The 19,570-nt window shown below is 74.8% G+C and carries 11 protein-coding genes; 6 read left to right on the forward strand and 5 right to left on the reverse strand.

Annotated features, from left to right (window positions below; translation table 11 throughout):
* The first annotated feature begins 24 nt into the window (after positions 1-24).
* Together ACFVVA_RS16820 and ACFVVA_RS16825 are read left to right on the forward strand one after the other, a co-directional pair.
* Positions 25-5,604, forward strand: coding sequence for an amino acid adenylation domain-containing protein (locus ACFVVA_RS16820; RefSeq protein ID WP_387690167.1), 5,580 nt, complete (start codon positions 25-27; stop codon positions 5,602-5,604).
* On the forward strand, positions 5,601-8,729 hold the full coding sequence (locus ACFVVA_RS16825) for an amino acid adenylation domain-containing protein (RefSeq protein ID WP_387690169.1): 3,129 nt from the start codon (positions 5,601-5,603) through the stop codon (positions 8,727-8,729). The genes ACFVVA_RS16820 and ACFVVA_RS16825 overlap by 4 nt, the downstream gene beginning before the upstream one ends.
* Positions 8,730-8,866: 137 nt before the next feature.
* Here the strand turns inward: ACFVVA_RS16825 and ACFVVA_RS16830 are convergent, their stop codons facing one another.
* From ACFVVA_RS16830 to ACFVVA_RS16840, 3 genes are all read right to left on the reverse strand, one after another.
* Complete coding sequence (locus ACFVVA_RS16830) at positions 8,867-12,013, reverse strand: AMP-binding protein (protein ID WP_387690381.1); 3,147 nt, start codon at positions 12,011-12,013, stop codon at positions 8,867-8,869.
* A 99-nt stretch (positions 12,014-12,112) separates the two neighbouring features.
* A complete protein-coding gene (locus ACFVVA_RS16835; protein ID WP_387690171.1) occupies positions 12,113-12,823 on the reverse strand; it encodes a phosphotransferase family protein in 711 nt (236 codons plus the stop codon).
* The gene (locus ACFVVA_RS16840; RefSeq protein ID WP_387690173.1) at positions 12,820-13,350 is read right to left on the reverse strand and encodes a GNAT family N-acetyltransferase; all 531 of its coding nucleotides are present in this window, start codon (positions 13,348-13,350) and stop codon (positions 12,820-12,822) included. Before ACFVVA_RS16840 ends, ACFVVA_RS16835 begins: the two co-directional genes overlap by 4 nt.
* Before the next feature lie 268 nt (positions 13,351-13,618).
* On the opposite strand from ACFVVA_RS16840, the gene ACFVVA_RS16845 reads away from it, so the two are divergent.
* Positions 13,619-14,926 carry a hypothetical protein gene (locus tag ACFVVA_RS16845; protein ID WP_387690175.1) on the forward strand — a complete coding sequence of 436 codons (1,308 nt, stop codon included), beginning with the start codon at positions 13,619-13,621 and terminating at the stop codon, positions 14,924-14,926.
* Between the two features lie 192 nt (positions 14,927-15,118).
* On the opposite strand, the gene ACFVVA_RS16850 is transcribed toward ACFVVA_RS16845, so the two are convergent.
* Entirely contained in the window at positions 15,119-15,457 is a 339-nt protein-coding gene (locus tag ACFVVA_RS16850) for a hypothetical protein (protein ID WP_387690177.1), read from the reverse strand.
* Between the two features lie 175 nt (positions 15,458-15,632).
* On the opposite strand from ACFVVA_RS16850, the gene ACFVVA_RS16855 reads away from it, so the two are divergent.
* The 3 genes from ACFVVA_RS16855 to ACFVVA_RS16865 all read left to right on the forward strand — a co-directional run bounded on the left by ACFVVA_RS16855 (position 15,633) and on the right by ACFVVA_RS16865 (position 17,996).
* The gene (locus ACFVVA_RS16855) at positions 15,633-15,938 is read left to right on the forward strand and encodes a hypothetical protein (protein ID WP_387690179.1); all 306 of its coding nucleotides are present in this window, start codon (positions 15,633-15,635) and stop codon (positions 15,936-15,938) included.
* A 135-nt stretch (positions 15,939-16,073) separates the two neighbouring features.
* The gene (locus ACFVVA_RS16860) at positions 16,074-16,457 is read left to right on the forward strand and encodes a hypothetical protein (protein WP_387690181.1); all 384 of its coding nucleotides are present in this window, start codon (positions 16,074-16,076) and stop codon (positions 16,455-16,457) included.
* 69 nt (positions 16,458-16,526) lie between these two features.
* The gene (locus tag ACFVVA_RS16865) at positions 16,527-17,996 is read left to right on the forward strand and encodes a flavin-containing monooxygenase (protein WP_387690183.1); all 1,470 of its coding nucleotides are present in this window, start codon (positions 16,527-16,529) and stop codon (positions 17,994-17,996) included.
* 78 nt (positions 17,997-18,074) lie between these two features.
* Here ACFVVA_RS16865 and ACFVVA_RS16870 read toward each other — a convergent pair whose 3' ends face one another.
* Positions 18,075-19,547 (reverse strand): condensation domain-containing protein, encoded by a 1,473-nt coding sequence (locus ACFVVA_RS16870; protein WP_387690184.1) that lies wholly within the window; start codon positions 19,545-19,547, stop codon positions 18,075-18,077.
* Positions 19,548-19,570: the final 23 nt, after the last annotated feature.

The following is a 19,570-nucleotide window of genomic DNA, read 5'->3' on the forward strand; positions in this document are numbered from 1 at the left end:
GCTCCACGCCCGAACGGACTGCCGATGACCGACACCCAGGACCTGCCCGCGGGCTGGTCCGCCACCAAACGATCCCTCCTCGCCCAGCGCCTGCGCGGCGCCGCGGCCCCGGTGCGGATGGTCGAGCCCCGCCCGGAGGGCAGCGCCCCGCCCCTGTCCAGCGGACAGGAACGGCTCTGGTTCATGGACCAGTTCTCGCCCGGCGGGACGGCCTACACGCTCGCCCCGGCCCGGCGGCTGCGCGGCCCGCTGGACCGCTCGGCGCTGGACACCGCGCTGGCCGCGCTGGTGGCACGGCACGAGGGCCTGCGGATGACCTTCCCGGTCACGGAGGACGGCAGGGCCGAGGTCCTGGTCGCCGAACCGGGCCCCTTCGCCGCCGCGTTCGTGGACGCCTCGGACGATCCCGACCCCGGCCGAAGAGCCGCCGACGAGATCGGGGCGCTGGTCGCCAGACCCTTCGACCTCGCCACCGGGCCGCTGCTGCGCGCCCTGCTCGTCCGGCTCTCCGCCGAGGACCACGTCCTCGCCCTGGTCATGCACCACATCGTCGGCGACGGCTGGTCGATCGACATCCTCAACCGCGAACTGGACCTGCTCCACGCCCGGTACGCCCACGGCGCGGAGCACGAACTCCCGCCCGTCCCCGTCCAGTTCGGGGACTACGCACGCTGGCAGCGGGACCGGCTGGACAGCGGTGCCCTGGCCGCCTCCCGCGACTACTGGCGCACCGAACTCGCCGACGTCCCCGCCCTGGAACTGCCCGTCGACCGGCCCCGGCCGCCGCTGCTCACCTTCGACGGCGCCGCCGTGGAACTGCACTGGAGCCCGGAACTCGCCCGCGCCGTCGCCGAGTGCGCCCGCGCCCGCGGCGCCTCGACGTACATGGTGCTGATGGCCGGGCTCCAGGTGCTGCTCGGCCGGCACACCGGCCAGCGGGACTTCGCGATCGGCTCGGCCGTGGCCGGCCGTCTCCACCGGGAACTGGAGGCGGTGGTCGGCGCCTTCGTCAACATGCTGCCGATCCGCGCCCGGCTGGAGGAGGGACTCACCTTCGGACAGCTGGTCGGCCGGGTGCGGGAGACCACGCTGAACGCCTACACCCACCAGGAGGTGCCCTTCGAGCAGATGGTCGCCGACCTGGACATCGAGCGGGACGTCAGCCGCTCGGCGGTGTTCCAGGCCACCTTCGCGTTCCAGAACTACGGCGACCGCGCCGCCCCCACCGCACCCGCCGCCGGCGCGGAGGGCTTCGGGCACGCCGCCACCACGAGCCACTCCGACCTCGCCTTCTACCTGCGGGAGAAGAAGGACGGCGGGCTCTTCGGACTGATCACCTACCGGACCGACCTCTTCGACGCCGACACCGTGCGACGGCTCACCGAGCGCTTCGAGGTCCTGATGACGGCGGCCACGGCCGATCCGGACCGGGCCGTCGAGGACCTGCCGGTGACGACCCGCACCGAGCACCGCGACCTGGTCGAGGAGTGGGCGGCCGGCCCGGAGCTCCCCGAGGACGGGCCCGGAACGCTGACCGCGCTGCTCGCGGCGGCGGCCCGGCAGGCGGGCGACCGCCCCGCGCTGGTCTTCGAGGACGCCACCGTCACCCACCGCGAACTCGACGCGCGGGCGACGGCCCTGGCCCGGCGGCTGCGGGCCCTGGGCGTCGGCCGGGACGACCGGGTGGCGGTGTGCCTGGAACAGTCCCCGGACCTGGCGGTCGCCCTGGTCGCCGTGCTGAAGGCCGGCGGCTGCTACCTGCCGCTGGACCCGGAGCAGCCGCCCGCGCGGCTCTCCCACCTGGTGGCCGACGCGGACGTGCGGGTGCTGGTGACGGACACGGAGCTGCGGGAGCGGTTCCCCGCGTACGGGGGCGCGGAGCTGCTGGTGGACCGCGCCGACCCCGCGCCGGACGGAGTGCCGCAGGACGCGCCGCTCGCCGAGGCGTCCGGGCCGGACGACCTCGCCTACGTCATCTACACCTCCGGCTCCACCGGACAGCCCAAGGGCGTCGCGGTGCAGCACCGCGAGATCCTCAACTACCTGGCCGGCGTGCGGGAACGGCTGAGGATCGAGCCCGGCGCCCGCTACGGGCTGCTGCAGTCCCTGTCGTTCGACTTCAGCATCACCATGCTCTACCTGGCGCTCACCACCGGCGGCCGGGTGCACCTGCTGCCGCGGCGCATCGCCGGCGCCGAACTCGCCGCGCACATCGAGGCGTCGGCGCTCGACTACCTCAAGATGACGCCCTCCCACCTGGCCGCGCTGTCCGCCGACGCCCCGCTCGAACGCCTGCTGCCGCGCCGCGCCCTGGTGCTCGGCGGGGAGGCCTCGTCCTGGGCCTGGGCCGCCGACCTGGCCGGCCGGGGCGACTGCGCGGTGTTCAACCACTACGGCCCCACCGAGGCGACGGTCGGCGTCACCGTCCACGAGGTCCTGCCGGGGGAGCACGGCCCGGGGAACACCCCGATCGGCACCCCGCTCGCCGGCGCGCGCTGCTACGTCCTGGACGCGGCCCGGCGGCCGGTGCCGCCCGGCGTGACCGGCGAGCTGTACCTCGGCGGGGACCGGCTGGCCCGCGGCTACCTGGGCCGTCCCGAGCTGACGGCGGAACGTTTCGTCGAGGACCCCTTCGCCGGCGGCCGGATGTACCGCACCGGCGACCTGGCCCGCTGGCGGCCGGAGGCCGGCGGAGGCGTGCTGGAGTACCTGGGCCGCGCCGACGACCAGATCAAGGTCCGCGGCTACCGGGTCGAGCCCGGCGAGATCGAGGCCGCGCTCACCGCGCTGCCCGGCGTCACCCAGGCCTTCGTCACCGTCCGCGGCGAGGGGATCCGGCAGAACCTCGTCGCCTACCTCGAACGCGCGGCCGGTGCGGCCGTCCCCGCCGCGGCCGAACTGCGGGTGACGCTCGGCGAGGTCCTGCCGGACTACATGGTCCCCGCCCGGTTCGTCGTCCTCGACCGCTTGCCGCTGCTGGCCCACGGCAAGGTCGACCGCAAGGCGCTGCCCGAACCCGAGGACACCGCCCCGGCCGCCGGACACGTCGAACCCGAGGGCGACACCGAGACGCTGATCGCCGCGATCTGGGCCGAGGTGCTCGACGTCGCGAAGGTCGGCGCCCTGGACGACTTCTTCGAGATCGGCGGGCACTCGCTGCTCGCCACCCAGGTCGTCGCCCGGCTGCGCCGCACCTTTCCCGACCTGCCGACCCCGGTCGGCGTGATGGACCTCTTCCGCTTTCCGACCGTCCGGCAGCTCGCCGGGCTCGTCACCGACCCGGGCGCCGACCGGGGTCCGCAGGGGCTGCTGCACCGGCTCACCCCCGAACGCCGCCGCACCGCCGCGAGCGTCGTCTGCGCCCCCTACGGCGGCGGCAGCGCGCTGATCTACAAGCCGCTCGCCGACGCCCTGCCCGAGGACTGGGCGCTGCACTCCATCGCCGTCCCCGGCCACGAACTCGGCGAGGAACCGATGGACGTCGACGAGGTCGCCGACCGGTGCGCGCGCGAGATCGTCGAGGGCGTCGAGGGCCGGATCGTGCTGTACGGGCACTGCGGGGTGGGCGTGCGCCTCGCCGTCGAGATCGCCCGCCGGGTCGAGGCCGCCGGCCGGGAGATCGACGCCGTCCACCTCGGCGGCATCTTCCCCTTCGCCCGCCCCAGGGGACGCGGCGCGGCCGTCGGCGAGCGCTGGGCCGAACTCCTCGACCGGATGCGCAGCGACCAGGACATGATCAACGGTCTGGCCGCCGCCGGGATGGACACCGACGACCTGGACCCGGAGCAGCTGCGGCTGATCGTCCGCAACCGCCGTACCGGCACCAAGGACGTCGAACGGTACTTCACCCGGATGTTCGGGACCGAGGGCGGACGGATCAAGGCCCCCGTGATCGCGGTCTGCGGCGACCGCGACCCGGCCACCGAGTTCTACCAGGAGCGCTTCCGCGAGTGGCACCGGATCGCCGACACCACCGCCGTGGTGGTCCTCGACGAGGCCGGCCACTTCTACCTCAAGTACCGGGCCGCCGAGCTCGCGGCCGTCGTCACCGGCGTCCACCGGTCGATCGCCGCGGGGGAGGAGGACCGCCACCGCCGGACGGAGGGCGCCACCTGGTGGCTCGCCGGGCTCTCCCGGGACGCCGAACGGCCGGTCGCGCAGGACGCGCAGGACGCGCAGGCGCCCGTCCGCCCGACCATGCGCCGCTTCCTCACCGTCGCCTCCGGGCAGCAGGTGTCGATGATCGGATCGGCGCTCACCGAGTTCGCCCTCCCGGTCTGGATCTACCTGCGCACCGGCTCCCTCGCCCAGTTCGGGCTGCTGGCCGCCTGCGGCCTGGTGCCCGGCATCCTCGCCGCCCCGATCGCCGGAGCGATCGTCGACCGGGGCGACCGGCGCCGGACCATGCTCCTCGGCGACTTCGCCGCCGGCCTCACCCAGGTCGTCCTGCTCCTGCTGTACGCCACCGGCGGACTGGAGGTCTGGCACGCCTACGCGCTCGTCGCCGTGCTGTCCGCCGCCCTCTCCTTCCAACGGCTCGCCTGGAACGCGGCCGTGCCGCAGCTCGTCCCCAAGCGCTACCTCGGCCGCGCCAACGGCGTGGTCCAGATGGCCTTCGGCCTCGCCCAGTTCCTCGTCCCGCTGTTCGCCGTCGGCCTGCTCGCCGCCATCGGACTCGGCGGCATCCTCGCCCTCGACGTGGCCGGCTACGCGGTCGCCATCGGCGTCACCCTCGCTGTGCGCTTCCCGGACGTGATGGGCTCCACCCGGCGGGAGAGCATTCCCGCCGAGATCCGCGAAGGCTTCCGACGGGCCCTAGGCAGCAGCCACTTCCGCGCGATGCTGCTGTACTTCGCGGTCCTGAACGTCTTCCTCTCCCCGCTGTTCCTGCTCACCACCCCGCTCGTGCTCTCCTTCGCCCCGCTCTCCGCGGCCGGCTGGGTGTCCACGGCGGCCGGCCTCGGCGCCGTGCTCGGCGGGATCACCCTGGTGGCCTGGGGCGGACCGCGCCGACGGAAGCTGCGCGGGGTGCTGCTCGCCACCCTGGCGGTCGCCGGGGCCTGCCTGCTCACCGGGCTGCGCCCGTCGATCTGGACGGTCGCCCTCGGCGCGTTCGGCATGACCTTCGCGCTCGCTCTGCTCAACGGCGCCTACGCGACCATCGTGCAGACCAAGGTGCCGCTGCGCTTCCACGGCCGGGTGATCGCGGTCAACACCATGGTCGCCTGGTCGACCCTGCCGGTCGGGTTCGCCGTCGTCGCCCCCTTCGGCCCCGGACTCCTCCAACCGCTGATGGACCGTGGCGGCGCGCTCGCCTCCACCGTCGGCCGGCTCATCGGCACCGGCGACGGCCGCGGCATCGGACTGCTCTACCTGCTGTTCGGCCTCGCCATGGCCGCCCTCGCGCTGGTCTGCCTGGCCGTCCCGGTGCTGCGGCACTTCGACCGGGACGTCCCCGACGCCGAGCCCGACGACCTGGTCGGCCTGAAGGCCATCCAGGACCGGGCCGCCGGCACCGCCCGGCCGTCCGGCGACGCCGACGCCGACGCCGCCGCCGCGCCCACCCTCCCGCACCGCTCCGAGACCGAGGTGACCGTCCGGTGACCACCACCGCCACCCACCCGTTGACCGCCGAACAGCGCCGGCTCTGGTTCCTCCAGCAGCTCCACCCGGACGACGCCGGCTTCAACATGTACCTCAACCGGCGCTGGACCGGGCCGATCGATCCGCGGGCCCTGCGCACCGCCCTCGGCCGGCTGGCCGAACGGCACGAGATCCTCCGCACCCGCTTCGGGTACGACGACCCCGAGGCCGCGGAGCCCGTCCAGCTGGTCCAGCCCCCCGCCGCGATCGACCTGGTCACCCTCCGCCTGCCCGAGGGAGCCACCGAGGCGGACTTCACCGACGCCTGCCGCCCGTACGTCAACGCGCCGTTCGACCTCGCCGCCGCGCCGCCCCTGCGCGCGACCCTGATCAGCGCGGGGGAGCGGGAACACGCGGTCAGCGTCGTCGTCCACCACATCGTCGCCGACGGCTGGTCCTTCCGCACGATGTGGCGCGAACTGCTGGCCCTCTACCGCGAGGCGATCGGCGAGGCACCGGCCGAGCTGCCCGAACTACCCTTGCAGTACGGCGACTTCGCCCGCGCCGAACAGGCCAGGACCGGCGGGGAGGCGGGCGAGGAGGCGTTCCGGTTCTGGGCGGACCGGCTCGCCGGCACCGGAGCGCTGCGTCTCCCGTTCGACCGGCCGAGACCGTCGGACCCCACCAGACCCGCCGGCTTCGTCACCGTCGACCTCGGCCCCGAGCTGACAGCCGCCCTCGACCGGCTGGCCCGCCAGGAGCGGTGCACCCCGTTCATGGTGCTGCTCACCGGCTACCAGTGCGTGCTCGCCCGCTGGACCGGCTGCCGGGACTTCGTGGTCGGCACCCCGCTGGCGGGCCGCACCGAGGCGGCGCACGAAGCGCTGCTCGGCTACTTCAACCGCACCGCGGTGATCAGGTCCGACCTGACCGGGGAGCCCGACTTCCGCGGGGTGCTCAAGCGGACCAGGTCCGCCGTGCTCGCCGCCCTGAGCCGTCCCGACGCCCCGGCCGAGCGGCTCGCCGCCCACCTCGGCCTGCCCGCGGACACCGGAGCCGGACCGCTCTACCAGGCCGTCTTCGTCCACCAGAGCCAGAACGACCTCGCGGACGGCTCCGGCGGACCCGCGCTGCCCGCGGGCGTCCGCACCACGAGCATGGACTCCGGCTTCGAGCAGGCCAAGACCGACCTGCTGCTCGACAGCTGGCGCACCGCCGACGGCGGCATCACGCTCTCCTTCTGCTACGACCGCGAGCTCTTCGACCGGGAGACCGTCGAGGCGCTCGGCGGCCGGTGCCACGAGCTGTACACGCGGATCGTCGAGGACCCGGAACTCCCCCTGCACGGCGACTGGTTCGTCGGAGCGCGGGAGCGGGCGGCGCTGCTCGCCCTGGGCGCGGGGCCGACGGCTCCCGCCACCGTGCGGACGGTGCTGGAGCGGTTCGCGGACCAGGTCGCCGCGCGGCCGGACGCGCCCGCCCTGGACTGCGACGGCCGGACGCTGTCCTACGCCGAACTCGACCGGCGGTCCACCGAACTGGCGCACCGGCTCGGCCCGGTGGCCGGCCGGGTGGTCGCGGTGTCGATGGCGCCCTCCTTCGACCTGGTCGTCGCCCTGACCGCGATCTGGAAGGCCGGCGCCGCCTACCTCCCGCTCGACCCGGCCCACCCCGAGGACCGCCGCGCCCTGATGGTCCGCGAGGCCGACGCCGTCCTCACCCTCACCGGTGCGGACCTGCCGGGCGCCGGTACCGCCGACCTCGCCCCGCCCGACCCGCGGGGCCCGGCCTACGTCCTCTACACCTCCGGATCCACCGGCACACCGAAGGCCGTCGCCGTCGACCACCCGGCGGTGTCCGCCCGGATCGACTGGATGACGGGCCCGGACGGCTACGCGCTGGGCCCCGCCGACCGGATCGTCCAGTTCGCCTCCCTCGGCTTCGACACCCACGTGGAGGAGCTCTGGCCGGCCCTGGCGGCCGGGGCGTGCGTCGTGCTGCTGCCCGGCGGCGGCCGGACCCTGCCCGACCTGCTGGACGGCCCGTCCGGCCGGTCCGTCACCGTGCTCGACCTGCCGACCGCCTACTGGGAGGAACTCGTCGGCCTCGGCGAGCAGACCCGCTGGCCGGAGGCACTGCGCCTGGTGGTCATCGGCGGTTCCGAGGCGCGCGCCGACACGGTCGCCCGGTGGCGCCGACGGCACGGGGACGCCGTCCGACTCGTGAACACCTACGGCCCCACCGAGGCCACCGTGATCGTCACCGCGGCCGAGCTGACGGCCGCCGACACCGAGCGCCGGCCCTCGCTGGGCCGCCCGCTGCCCGGGGTCGCGCTGCACGTGCTGGACGAGCGCGGCGGGCTGCTGCCCCGGGGAGCCGAGGGCGAGCTGTACATCGGCGGCAGCGGCCTGGCCCGGGGCTACCTGGGCCGGCCCGACCTCACCGCGACCGCCTTCGTGCCCGATCCGTTCCTCGGCGGCGTGATGTACCGCACCGGGGACCGCGCCCGGTGGCGGGCGGACGGCCGGCTGGAGTTCCTGGGGCGCGGCGACGCCCAGCTGAAGCTGCGCGGCTACCGGATCGAGCCCGCGGAGATCGAGTCCGCGCTGACCGCGCACCCGGCCGTCGCCCAGGCCGCCGTGCTGGTCCGCGACGGCCGGAGACTGCTGGCGTACGCCGTCCCGTGCCCGGGCGCCGAGCCCGGACCGGCCGAGCTGCGCGAGCACCTCGCCCTGCGGCTTCCCGCCTACATGGTCCCGGACACCGTGCTCACCCTGGCCCGGCTGCCGCTGACCCCGAACGGCAAACCCGACCTCGCGGCCCTGCCCGACCCCGGGCCGGCCGCCGGCGCGGGCTACGTCGCGCCGCGCACCGACGCCGAGCAGCTGGTCACCGACCTGTGGCAGGAGGTCCTCGGAGTCCCGCGGGTCGGGGTGTTCGACGACTTCCTCGCGCTCGGCGGGGACTCCCTCCTGGTCACCCGGGTCGCCGCGCGGATCCGGGCCGGGATCGGACTCGACATCCCCATCCGCGATGTGTTCGAGAGCAGCACACCGGCCGCCCTCGCGGCCCGGATCGAGGCGCTGCTGATCGCCGAGATCGACGCGCTCACCGAGGAGGAGGCGGCCGGGCGCCTCTCCGGCTGAACGGGCGGGGCCCGGCTTCCGCGCGCAGGGGAAGCCGGGCCCGAGGGCGTTCCGGGGGCGTTTCGAGGGAGTTCCGGGGGCGCTCCGGGGCGTTCCGGGGGTGCGGCCGTGATGGCCGCACCCCCGCTTTCCTCGTGTCAGATACCGGCCGCCCCGGCCAGCGCCGCGGCGAGGTCCTCGGCCAGCGCCGACACCGCCGCCGCCTCGAAGGCGTGCTCGTTGTACCGCAGCCAGCACCGCAGCGCGCCGTCCGGCTGCTCGGTGACCGCCAGCTCGGGGACGTGCCGGTCACCGCCCGGCAGCGGGTACGGCACCGTGGCGTTGCGGGGCAGCTCCCATGCCGCGCAGGCCACCCCCGGCAGCTGGGCCGGCGCACTCCAGCTCTCGTACCTCAGCCAGGCCGCGAACGGCACCAGCGGGCTGAACTCCGCGAACGGGTAGAGCTGGTGGTCGAGCGCGGCGGTGGCGGCGGACCGGACCCGGTCGAGCAGTTCGGCGAAGCCCGGCGCGCCCGACACGTCCACCCGCACCAGCAGCGACTGCACGAAGCAGCCGACCGCCCGCTCCGCCTCCGGCCTGGTCCGGCCGGGCACCGGCGTCATGAGGACGAGGTCCGGCTGTCCGCTGCGGGCGGCCAGCAGGCCGCTCCAGACCGCCGCCACCGCCAGGAACGGCGTGGCCCCCAGCTCCGCCGCCCGGGCCCGCAGCGCGTCCGCCGCCTCCGGGGGCACCGTGAACGCGTGGGCGGCGCTCAGCACCACCTCGGTGTGCCGGCGCCCCGGGAAGGGGTCGATCGCGGCGGGCGCGTCCGCGAGCGCCGCCGCGAAGTGCGTCCGGGACGCCGGCCAGTGGGCGTTCGACCACTCCACCAGCTCGCGGTACTCCGGGCCGGGCCGGGCGGCCGGCACCCGGCGCCCGTGGCGCAGCGCCGAGTACGCCACCCCCAGCTCGCGCAGGAGCACGCCCAGCGACCAGCCGTCGCTGACGAGGTGGTGGACGGCCAGCAGGACGACGTGGTCCTCCGGTCCGCGGCTCACCACGGCCAGCCTGGTCATCGGCCCCGCGGCGACGTCCGTCAGCCGGTCGCGCACGGCTACCAGCCGCGCCGACACCTCGTCGTCGCTCGCGCCGGGCGCCTCCACCAGCACCACGTCCGCGTGCGGTTCGTCGTCCAGGACGGCCCGCAGCACCCCCGGTTCGGCGCCGGGCACCGGGACGAACCTGGTCCGCAGCGCGGGATGGCGGCGGATCGCCTCGTGCAGGGCGTCGGCCAGGACGTCCGTCCGCAGGGCCTCCGTCACCCGGAACATCACCGCCACCGCGCCGACGTTGCGGCCCGGGGCCTCGGCCATCCAGCGCAGGAAGTTCTCCTGCTGGGAGGTGAGCGGCAGATCGTGCGGCTGTGCGCGCAGCGAGCGGAGGAAGTCCGACACCTCGGCCCCGGACCGCTCCACCGGCCCGGCCGCCGAGGCTTCGGCCCGCTCCAGCCAGGCAGCCTGGGCGCGGAGCGAGGGGCGCTCGAAGACCAGCGCCGTGCGCGCCGCCACGCCGAACTCGGCGGAGATCGCGGCGGCCAGCTGGACCGCGCGGAACGAGTCCCCGCCGAGGGCGAAGAACTCCTCCTCCACCGCCCGGACCGGCCGTCCCAGCACCGTCCGCCACAGGCCGGCCAGGGCGAGCTCCCGCTCCGTCTCCGGGGCCCTTCCCGTCACCGGGGCGGGCTCGTCGAACGCGGTCCGCAGCTCGTGCTTGACCACCTTGCCGCTCGGGTTGCGGGGCAGGGAGTCCACCACCAGGATGCGCACCGGCAGTTCGGGCCTGGCGAGCCGCTCGCTCAGGAACAGCCGCAGACCGTCCGGATCGATTCCGCCCGGCAGCGGGACCACCGCGGCGACCGGCACCTGGCCCATCACCGGATGCGGCAGACCGAGCGCGGCCGCGTCGGCGACCTGCGGGTGCTCGTGCAGCACGGCCTCGATCCGCAGCGTCGAGACCTTCAGCGCACCGGACTTGACGATGTCGCTCTCCCGGTCGACCAAATGGAGGAAACCGTCCCCGTCCAGCCTGCCGAGGTCGCCCATGCGCACCCAGCCGTCCCGGAAGACGGTGTTGGAGGCCGCCCCGGCGTATCCGCGCGGCGGCCCGGGCTGACGCAGCCAGATCTCGCCGGTCCCGCCGGGCGGTACCGGCTCCCCGGCCTCGTCCAGGATCCGCAGGTCGGCCGGGTCGGTCGGGCGGCCCACCGAGCCGGGGCGGCCGGGGTCCACGATCGCGGAGATCTGGGCGGGGGAGGCCTCGGCCGAGGTGTAGGTGTTGACGACCGTCGCCTTCGGCAGCGCGGCGCTCAGCCCGGCGGCGACGGCCGGCGGCAGCGCGGCGGCGGTGGAACCAACCAGCAGGACGCTGCCGAGGTCCCGGCGGCCGGCCGTCCCGGAGTTCAGCAGTTCCACCGCCATCGACGGCACCAGGAAGACCGTGCCCGCGCCGAACTCCTCGACCACCCGCCCGAATTCCTCCGCGTCGAAGCGCGGCAGGCAGATCGTCGTGGGCTGCGCGGTCAGCGCGTTCACCAGAACCGCCTGGGCGGCGTTGGTGCCGATCGGGAAGGCGTGCACCGCGTGCCGTGAGTGCGCGTACGGGCGGGGCCGGGGGTTGAGGACCAGGCCGGCGGTCAGGCTCGCGTGCGCGGCCCGGACGCCCTTCGGGGTGCCGGTCGTGCCGGAGGTCCCGATGATCTGGGCCAGGTCGCCGGGGGCGACCCGGTGCGGCGGCTCGATCCCGTCCGGGGCGCCGTCCGTCGGGTCGAGACCGTCGAGCCCGGCTTCCAAGCCGTCGAGCGCGAAGGTGGGCAGCGTGGTGCGCGGGCCGTTCCCGGCGACCGCCCAGCGCGCCCCGGCCGCCTCGACGAGCCGCTCCACATCGGCCGGGGCCAGGTCCTCGCGGATCACCAGCCCGGCCGCGCCCGCGTAGTGGGCGGCCAGGAACGCCACGGCGTACGCGTCCCACTCCCGGTTGGTGAACAGCAGCGCCACCGTGTCCCCGGGCCGCACGCCCGCCCGGGCCAGCCCGTGCGCGGCCCGCACCGCCCGCTCGCGCCACCGGCCGTAGGTGAGGCTCCCGCCGCCGGGCACGAGCAGCGCGGTGCGGTCGGGATGGAGCGCGGCCCGGTGGTCCAGGAGCGCCGGAAGCGTGAGCGGGACGGGGACGGGCTGGGCGCTGATGACGACTCCCGGGGGGCTTTCGGAGCGCGGCGGACCGATGCCGGAGGAAGATCGGCCGCTGATTGGTCCAGACCGTATCGGAACGGTGAACGCGCGCGCCAGATCCGTTCACAGTTCGTCACAACCCTTGGCGTGCGGGCCCGGAACGTTGCCCCACCGGGGTCAGGAGGGCGGCCCCGGCCGCTCCGGCCAGCCCGCCGTCAGGCGCACGCGCTCCTGCCACTGCCGCACCCCCGGCCCGTCCGGGTCACCCCGGCGGCAGAACTCCTCCAGCCGGGCGCACCGGGCGAGCATGGCGGCCCGGCGCCGCGGCCAGGGCGGCACCGGCTGCCCGTACGCGTCGAAGAGGTGGTGCAGGGCGCCCGCCCGGGCCGGGTGGTGCATGCGGACGATCCACTCGCACCAGGCCAGGTCCTCCACCGGCTCGCCGAGACGGGCGAACTCCCAGTCCAGCAGGCCGGTGACGGCGAAGGTCGCCGGGTCCAGCAGCAGGTTGTTGGGCCCGAAGTCCCCGTGCACCAGCACCGACCCCGGGGGCGCCGGACCGTCCCCGGCCACGCCGGGGTCGACGGCCCGGAGCCGTCGCAGCACCCGCCCGCAGGCGGCCAGGACCTGTGCGCCGTGCCCGGCGTCCAGCAGGTCCTGCGCGGGCACTCCGGGCAGGTGGCCGAGCGTGATGGCGCCCGGCTCGGTGCCGAGCACCGGGGGAACCGGCAGCAGCCCGTGCAGCAGGGTCAGCAGCCGGTGCTCGCGCCGGCGCCGCTCCTCGGCGTCCGGACCTTCGTAGCGTTTCACCACGACGGTGCCGTCGCCCGCGGTGCGGTTGGTCCAGCCGTGCGGGAGGGGCCGCAGCCCGGACGGGCCCTCGGTCACCCCCGCCACTCCTCGGCCAGCAGTCCGAGCACCATCTGGTCCACGAACTCCCCGTACGCCCAGGCGGCTTGGCGCAGCCGTCCCTCGACGGTGAAGCCGACGCCGGTGGCGGCCCGGAGCATCGGGGCGTTGTCCGCCAGCGTCTCCAGCTGCAGGCGCCGCAGGCCGAGCACCGGGAAGGCGTAGTCGCAGAGCACCCGCAGGACGTCCGGTGCGAGCCCGCGCCCCCGGTGTCCCGGCAGCAGGGCGAGGCCCACGTGGGCGCTGCGGTTGTGGGCGTCGATGCCCCACAGCAGCGCCTCGCCGGCCAGCTCCCCGGAGGCCGTCTCGACCACGGAGAAGCACGCCGCCTCGTCGGACGGCCCGGCGACCACGTACGGGGAGTCCGCGGAGCCCGGGGAGATGGGCCGCCAGGGGCGGGAGTCGGCCCGCGAGCGGGTCGCCACGTCGTCGTACAGCTCGGCCAGGAGCACCGGGAGGTCGGCGTCGTGACGGGCCCGGAGGGTGATGCGAGTGCCTTGTAACATGTCACATATTTACCACTGATGGGGCTGCCGTGACCAACGGGTTTTCCGGTGCCAGTCGGCTTTCCGGGGCCGACAACTTCTCCGGGGTCACGGCGCCGGGCCGACGGCCGGTCAGGTGGTCCGAGCGACGGGGACCGCCAACCCCCGTGCTCTCGGGGCGGGTTGATGCTCGTCACTCGACAGTGGCGTGCTCCCGCCCCGCGCGGTTCACCCGGACGGCACCGTGTGTTGACCCCCGAGGGGAACGCGGCTCGATTACAAGATTCGTATGAGAAACATCCACTACGGAGCCGGTGGAATCGCCGCCTCGGCCGCCTTGGCGGCCCTTCTCGTCTGCGCCCCGCGACAGGCGTCGGCGGCCCCCGGAATCCACACATTCGACTACAAGGGCGCGCCCGAGCAGTACGCGGTCCCCGACGGGATCTGCGAGTTGGTGGTGCGGGCCTCCGGCGGAGCGGGAGGGGACGCCGTCTACGGGTCGCCCGGCGGGAAGGGCGGTCAGGTCCGAGCCACGGTCCGGGTCACGAGCGGTCAGGTGCTGACCGTCGACGTGGGGCAGGCGGGCAGCGGAGGCGACCTCTCCGTCCCCGGCAGCATGGCCTACGGCGGGTACGGCGGTGGCGGCCAGGGCGGCTCCTACAACGCGGAGCACCGGCCCGGCAACGGCGCCATCGGTGCCGGCGGCGGAGGCGCCACCACCGTGACGACGGGTGGCAGCGCACTGATCATCGCGGGGGGCGGCGGCGGAGGCGCCGGCAGCTTCACCAACGACGGAACCGCGCGGGGCGGCGACGGCGGGCAGGCCGGAACCGACGGGGCCGACACCGGGCAGAGCGCGGCGGGCAAGGGCGGCAAGTCCGGCGGCAGCGGGGGAGCGGGTGGCGCGGGCGGAACCGCCACCACCGGGTCCGACCGCGACGGCTTCGCCGGCGGCAGCGCCACCGGCACCAAGGGCGGCGACGCGGCCATCAACGTCGGCGACCCCCACATGGGCACCGGCGGCGGAGGCGGCGGCGGGGCCCACGGGGGCGGCGCGGGCGGCTCCTCCACGGAGGGCACGCTCGACGGCGGCGGGGGAGGCGGCGGCTCCAGCCTCGGTCCGGCCTCCGCGGCCTTCACCACCGGAGCGCGCGGCGGCAACGGGGAGGTCGTGATCGAGGAGGTCGCCTGCGCCACCCCCTCGCCGTCCCCGTCCCCGTCCTCCACCGCGACCTCCTCGCCCACCCACTCGCCGTCACCGACGGCTTCTCCCACCCATTCGCCGTCCCCGACCTCCTCGCCCACCCACTCGCCGTCCCCGACCTCCTCGCCCACCCACTCGCCGTCACCGACGGCTTCGCCCACCCACTCGCAGTCCCCGACCACCGGCCCGAGCCACACGGCGTCCGGTGGCCCGTCGCCCACGGGTGGCCCGAGCCACCACCACTCGCCCGGTCCGGTGCCCGGCCACGGTGGGGGCCAGCTTCCCGAGACCGGGAGCAGCACACCGGCCCTCCTGATGAGTGCACTGCTCTGCGTGGGCGTCGGTGCCGCCGTGTTCCGTCTCGCCCGCCGGAACGGTCGCCGGCGCTCCTGACGGTGCTCCTGACGGCGGCGTGGCCCACGGAGCCCACCCGCTGCACGGGAAGTCGGCCGGTCCGACTTTCCGTGCGGCGGAAGCCCCTTGTGCTGATCGCGGTCCTCCGCGTCCGTCGCCTCAGGTCGCCGGGCCGAGGCCCTCCGGGAGGCGGTCAATACCTGTGGTCTCGTCGCGTGTGCGCCTCGCCCATCACGCCGTTCGCGTGGACCGGGCGGTGCAATGGTGGCAGTAGACGACATCGACCGGCCCGCCGGAGCGAGCCCGTGCCACGGCCCGCGCGCACGACACGGCGGACAGCACGCCGAGGGCGAGCAGCACCACGCCGACAGCGTGCCCGCCGAGCAGCGGTTTCGCGGCCAGGACGAGGAGCACCACCGCCGCCAGGAACCGCACGACACCCCGGCCCCGGAGCACGGGCCGGTACCGCTCGCGGAACACGGTGATCTCTGTCGTCTCCTCGCACCGAGGGCAGCCCGCCCCGTCGGCCCCGCCAACCTGCGTCGTTTCCAACAACAGCTCATCCGTCACACGGCAACCCTACGGCTTAGGTCCAGGGCGGCTCGACCCCGTCGCTCAAGTCGGGCCGTCGAACCGGATGTCACCTGCGGGGCCGGGCGACTGCCCTCGGCGGAGCTCGCCCCCGGCCGAGGCGGCCGGGCGGGCCTGTGCTGTGATGGGGGTCTGATCAGCCAAGGAGGACGTCGTGACCGTCGAGTCGCACAAGGACTGCGGTCCGGTGTACACCCTCAGCCCGGACGAGCCGGTGTTCGTGTCGAAGCGAGTGCGTCGCGGGCAGCCCGTCATGAGTGTCCACCTCGACGAGGACGGTGACTGGCAGGCGTTCTCGGGGACCGAGCCGCGCTGGTGGAAGGGCGGCCCCAGGCTGGTGCATGCCGCGCACCTGCTGGAGAGCGACCCCTCGATGGCCGCCCTGCCGGCGCTTCCGCTCAATCACTGGGCGACGCGTGAGGACGCGTCGTCGACGGCGTGGCAGGTCTTCCGGGGCTGACCGGGCCCCGCGGCGGTCCCGGAGCGGTCGCCCGGCCCGCGCCGGCGCGCCGACGGCCTGTGAGCGGACATCTGATCTCCCTGTCCGGTGTGACAGGTCGTATCTCGTTCGGGCTCGTCAGCGTAGAGTGGGCGGGTGTCAGCTGATCTTGGAGACCGACCGAAGCCCAAGCCGTTCGATGAGTGGCGGGACATCTATGACGTCCTTGAACAGGTGCGGCAGCGGCCCGGCATGTTCGTGCGCAACGGCTCGCTGGACGACTTGGGCCTGCTCTTCTCGGGGTACGGCCTCGCCCTGCGGATTCACGGGGTCGACGAGCGGTTCGATTTCGATCCGGTCGGCCCGTTCCAGCAGTGGCTGTGCTGGACGCGCGGTTGGCCGATGAGCCTCAGCTGGTACCAGTTCATCGAGCGGAACGCCGGCGCGGTTCCGCCGCTGGAGGCGTTCTTTCAGCTGCTTGACGAGTGGCGGGCGAGCGTGGCCGCCGAGAACTCGGCAGCAGCGGAAACGGCTTCCTGACAGGCCGTTGAACGGACACTGTCGGGGAAAGACGGTACCCGCGCCCGCGCGGTGGGCGACAGTGGATGCATGACCGCGAACCACGCCACCGTCCTCATCATCGGTGCCGGCCTCTCCGGCATCGGCGTCGCCTGCCGCCTGCGCCGGGAGCTTCCGGACCGGGACTTCGCGATCCTGGAGCGCCGCGACGGCATCGGCGGCACCTGGGACCTCTTCCGCTACCCCGGCGTCCGCTCGGACTCGGACATGTTCTCCTTCGGCTACGAGTTCCGCCCGTGGGACGGGCTCCAGGTGCTCGCCGACGGCGCGTCGATCCGCACCTACGTCGCGGCCACCGCCAGGGAGTACGGCGTCGACGAGTCGATCCACTACGGGCTCCGGGTCCTGGCCGCCGACTGGTCGGGCGAGCGGCAGCAGTGGACGGTGACCGCGCTGCACGAGGCGAGCGGCGAGCGGCAGACCTGGACCTGCTCGTTCCTCGTCACCTGCACCGGCTACTACGACTACGACCGGGGCCACCTGCCCGAGTTCCCCGGCGTCGGGCAGTTCGAGGGCGTGCGGATCCACCCGCAGCACTGGCCCCGGGACTTCGACTACGCGGGGAAGAAGGTCGTCGTCATCGGCAGCGGCGCCACGGCCGTGACCCTCGTTCCGGCGATGGCGGGCACGGCGGAGCACGTGACGATGCTGCAGCGCTCCCCGTCGTACGTCTTCTCGCTGCCGTCGACCGACCGGATCACCGCGTGGCAGCGGAAGGTCCTGGCGGCGCCCCTGGTCCACCGGATGACCCGCAGGCGCAACATCAGGCTGCAGCGCCTCCTCTTCAACGCCTCCCGGCGCTTCCCCCGGGCCGTGCGCGGGCTGCTGCTGGCGGGCGTGCGCCGCGGGGTCGGCAAGGGCTTCGACATGACCCACTTCAGCCCGAGGTACGACCCGTGGGACGAGCGGCTGTGCGCGGTACCGGACGGCGACCTCTTCAAGGTGCTCCGCGAGGGCAGGGCCTCCGTGGTCACGGACACCATCGAGACCTTCACCGCCACGGGCATCAGGCTCGCGTCCGGCCGGGAGCTGGCGGCGGACGTCGTGGTCACGGCCACCGGCCTGAACCTGCAGGCCCTCGGCGGCGCGTCGATCAGTGTCGACGGCGAGGTGCGCGGCCTGCACGACGTCTGCACGTACAAGAGCGTCATGCTGGAGGGCATCCCCAACCTGGCGTGGGTCTTCGGCTACACCAACGCCTCGTGGACCCTGAAGGTCGATGTCGCCGCGGCCTACCTGGTGCGGCTGCTGAAGCACATGGACGCCACCGGCCAAACCGTCGCCGTGCCCGTCGACCGTGCGGCCAACGCGACCGGGGACGGCGTCGTCGACGAGCTCTCGTCGGGTTACATCCGGCGCGCGAAGGACGCGATGCCGCGCCAGGGACGGGACTTCCCGTGGCGGATGGTCATGGACTACCGGCACGACCGGAAGGTCCTGCTCTCCGACCCGATCGAGGACGGCGTCCTCCGGTTCACCGGTGCCCCGGACGGCAGTTGATCCGCCACTGGGTTCCCGGGAGTCCCGGACGGGTGAGCCCCGGCGGACGGCGTACCGTCCACCGGGGCCCACCGGGTGTCACGCGAGCGGGACCTCCAACTGCCGGGCCAGGTCCGCGACCAGGGCGTCCAGCCAGCCCCGGACGGTGCCCCGGTCGAACAGGTCGGCGTCGTACTCGACCTGCCCCAGGTAGCCGTCGGCGTCCGGGGTGAGCGAGAACGCGCAGTCGGCGCGGGCGGAGTGGCCGGGGATGTCCTCGATCTCGGCGGTCAGGCCGGGGAGATCGAGGGCGATGGGCGGGGTGCTCTGCACGGCGAGCACGATCTGCGGGTACCCGACGGGCATGGGGACGCCGCGCTCCCGCAGCGGTTCGACCAGCAGGCCGAACGGCATCAGGGAGTGGTCGAGGGCGGAGGCGATCGCCTCGGCGGCGCGGTCCACCAGGCCCGCGAACCCGCTCTCGCCCCGGGTCGGCACCAGGATCGGCATGCTGCTGGTGAGCAGGCCGACCACCTGCTCGTCGACCGGCCGCCGGCGGTTGGCGTTGGAGAGCAGGATCAGCACCTCCGGCGCGCCGCTGAGCGAGCCGAGCAGCCGGGCGAAGGCGGCGACCACGACGGCCGAGGCGGTGGTGGAGCGCGCGGCGGCGTAGCGCCCGATCTCCTCGGCCACGGCTGCCGGGATCCGGAACTCGGCCGTCTCACCGTGCCCGGAGCGCCGTTCGGGACGGGGCCGGTCGGTGGGCACGTCCACCGAGAGCGAGGCGCCGCCGAGGGCCTTGGCCCAGTGGTCGGCGGCCGCCGCCATAGAGGCCCGGTTGACGACCGTCCGCTCCCAGCAGGCGTGGTCGGTCATCCGGCCGGCCTCTCCCGGCAGCGGCCCGCCCGTGCGGTAGAGCGCGCTCAGGTCGGCCAGCACGGTGGCCAGCGACCAGCCGTCGAGCGCGATGTGGTGGATGGTCAGCAGCAGCACCCACTCCTGCGCCGCCGGGCGCAGCAGTCGGGCGCGCAGCAGCGGGGGCGCCGTGAGGTCGAACGGGCGGCCGACCTCGGCCTCCAGGGCCGCGGCGAGGGCCGCGTCCCGTTCGGCGGGGGCGAGCCCGCGCAGGTCCTCGACCGGGACGTCCAGCGGGGTGTTCGGCAGCACCTGCTGGAGCCCCCCGAGCTCGGTGTCCACGAACCGGGTCCGCAGGCTCTCGTGCCGCTCGGTGACCGCCGTCAGCGCGGCGGCCAGCCGCCCGGGCTCCAGCGGCCCGCGCAGGGTGATCCGCTGGAGGATGTTCCACACCGCGGGGTCGGCCGCGTCGCCGTGGGCCTTGTGCAGCCGCCACTGGGTCACCCCGGCCGGTGCGGCGGACAGCGCCTCCCCGGCGCCGGTCAGGGTGGTCAGCAGCCGGTCGCGGTGGGCCCGGACGAGGCCGGTGACCTCCTCGTCCATCGCGCCGGCGGGGGCCAGGTAGCCGAGCCGCTCGCCGGTGGTGCGCAGCACGATCTCGCGTTCGTCGAGCAGGCGCAGCAGCCGCGCCCAGCCGTCCTCCGCCGTGCTCGCCACGTCCTCTCCTCGAACGTCCTCCG

The sequence above is a fragment of the Kitasatospora sp. NPDC058048 genome, from assembly GCF_042885555.1.
GTDB lineage: Bacteria > Actinomycetota > Actinomycetes > Streptomycetales > Streptomycetaceae > Kitasatospora > Kitasatospora lactacystinica.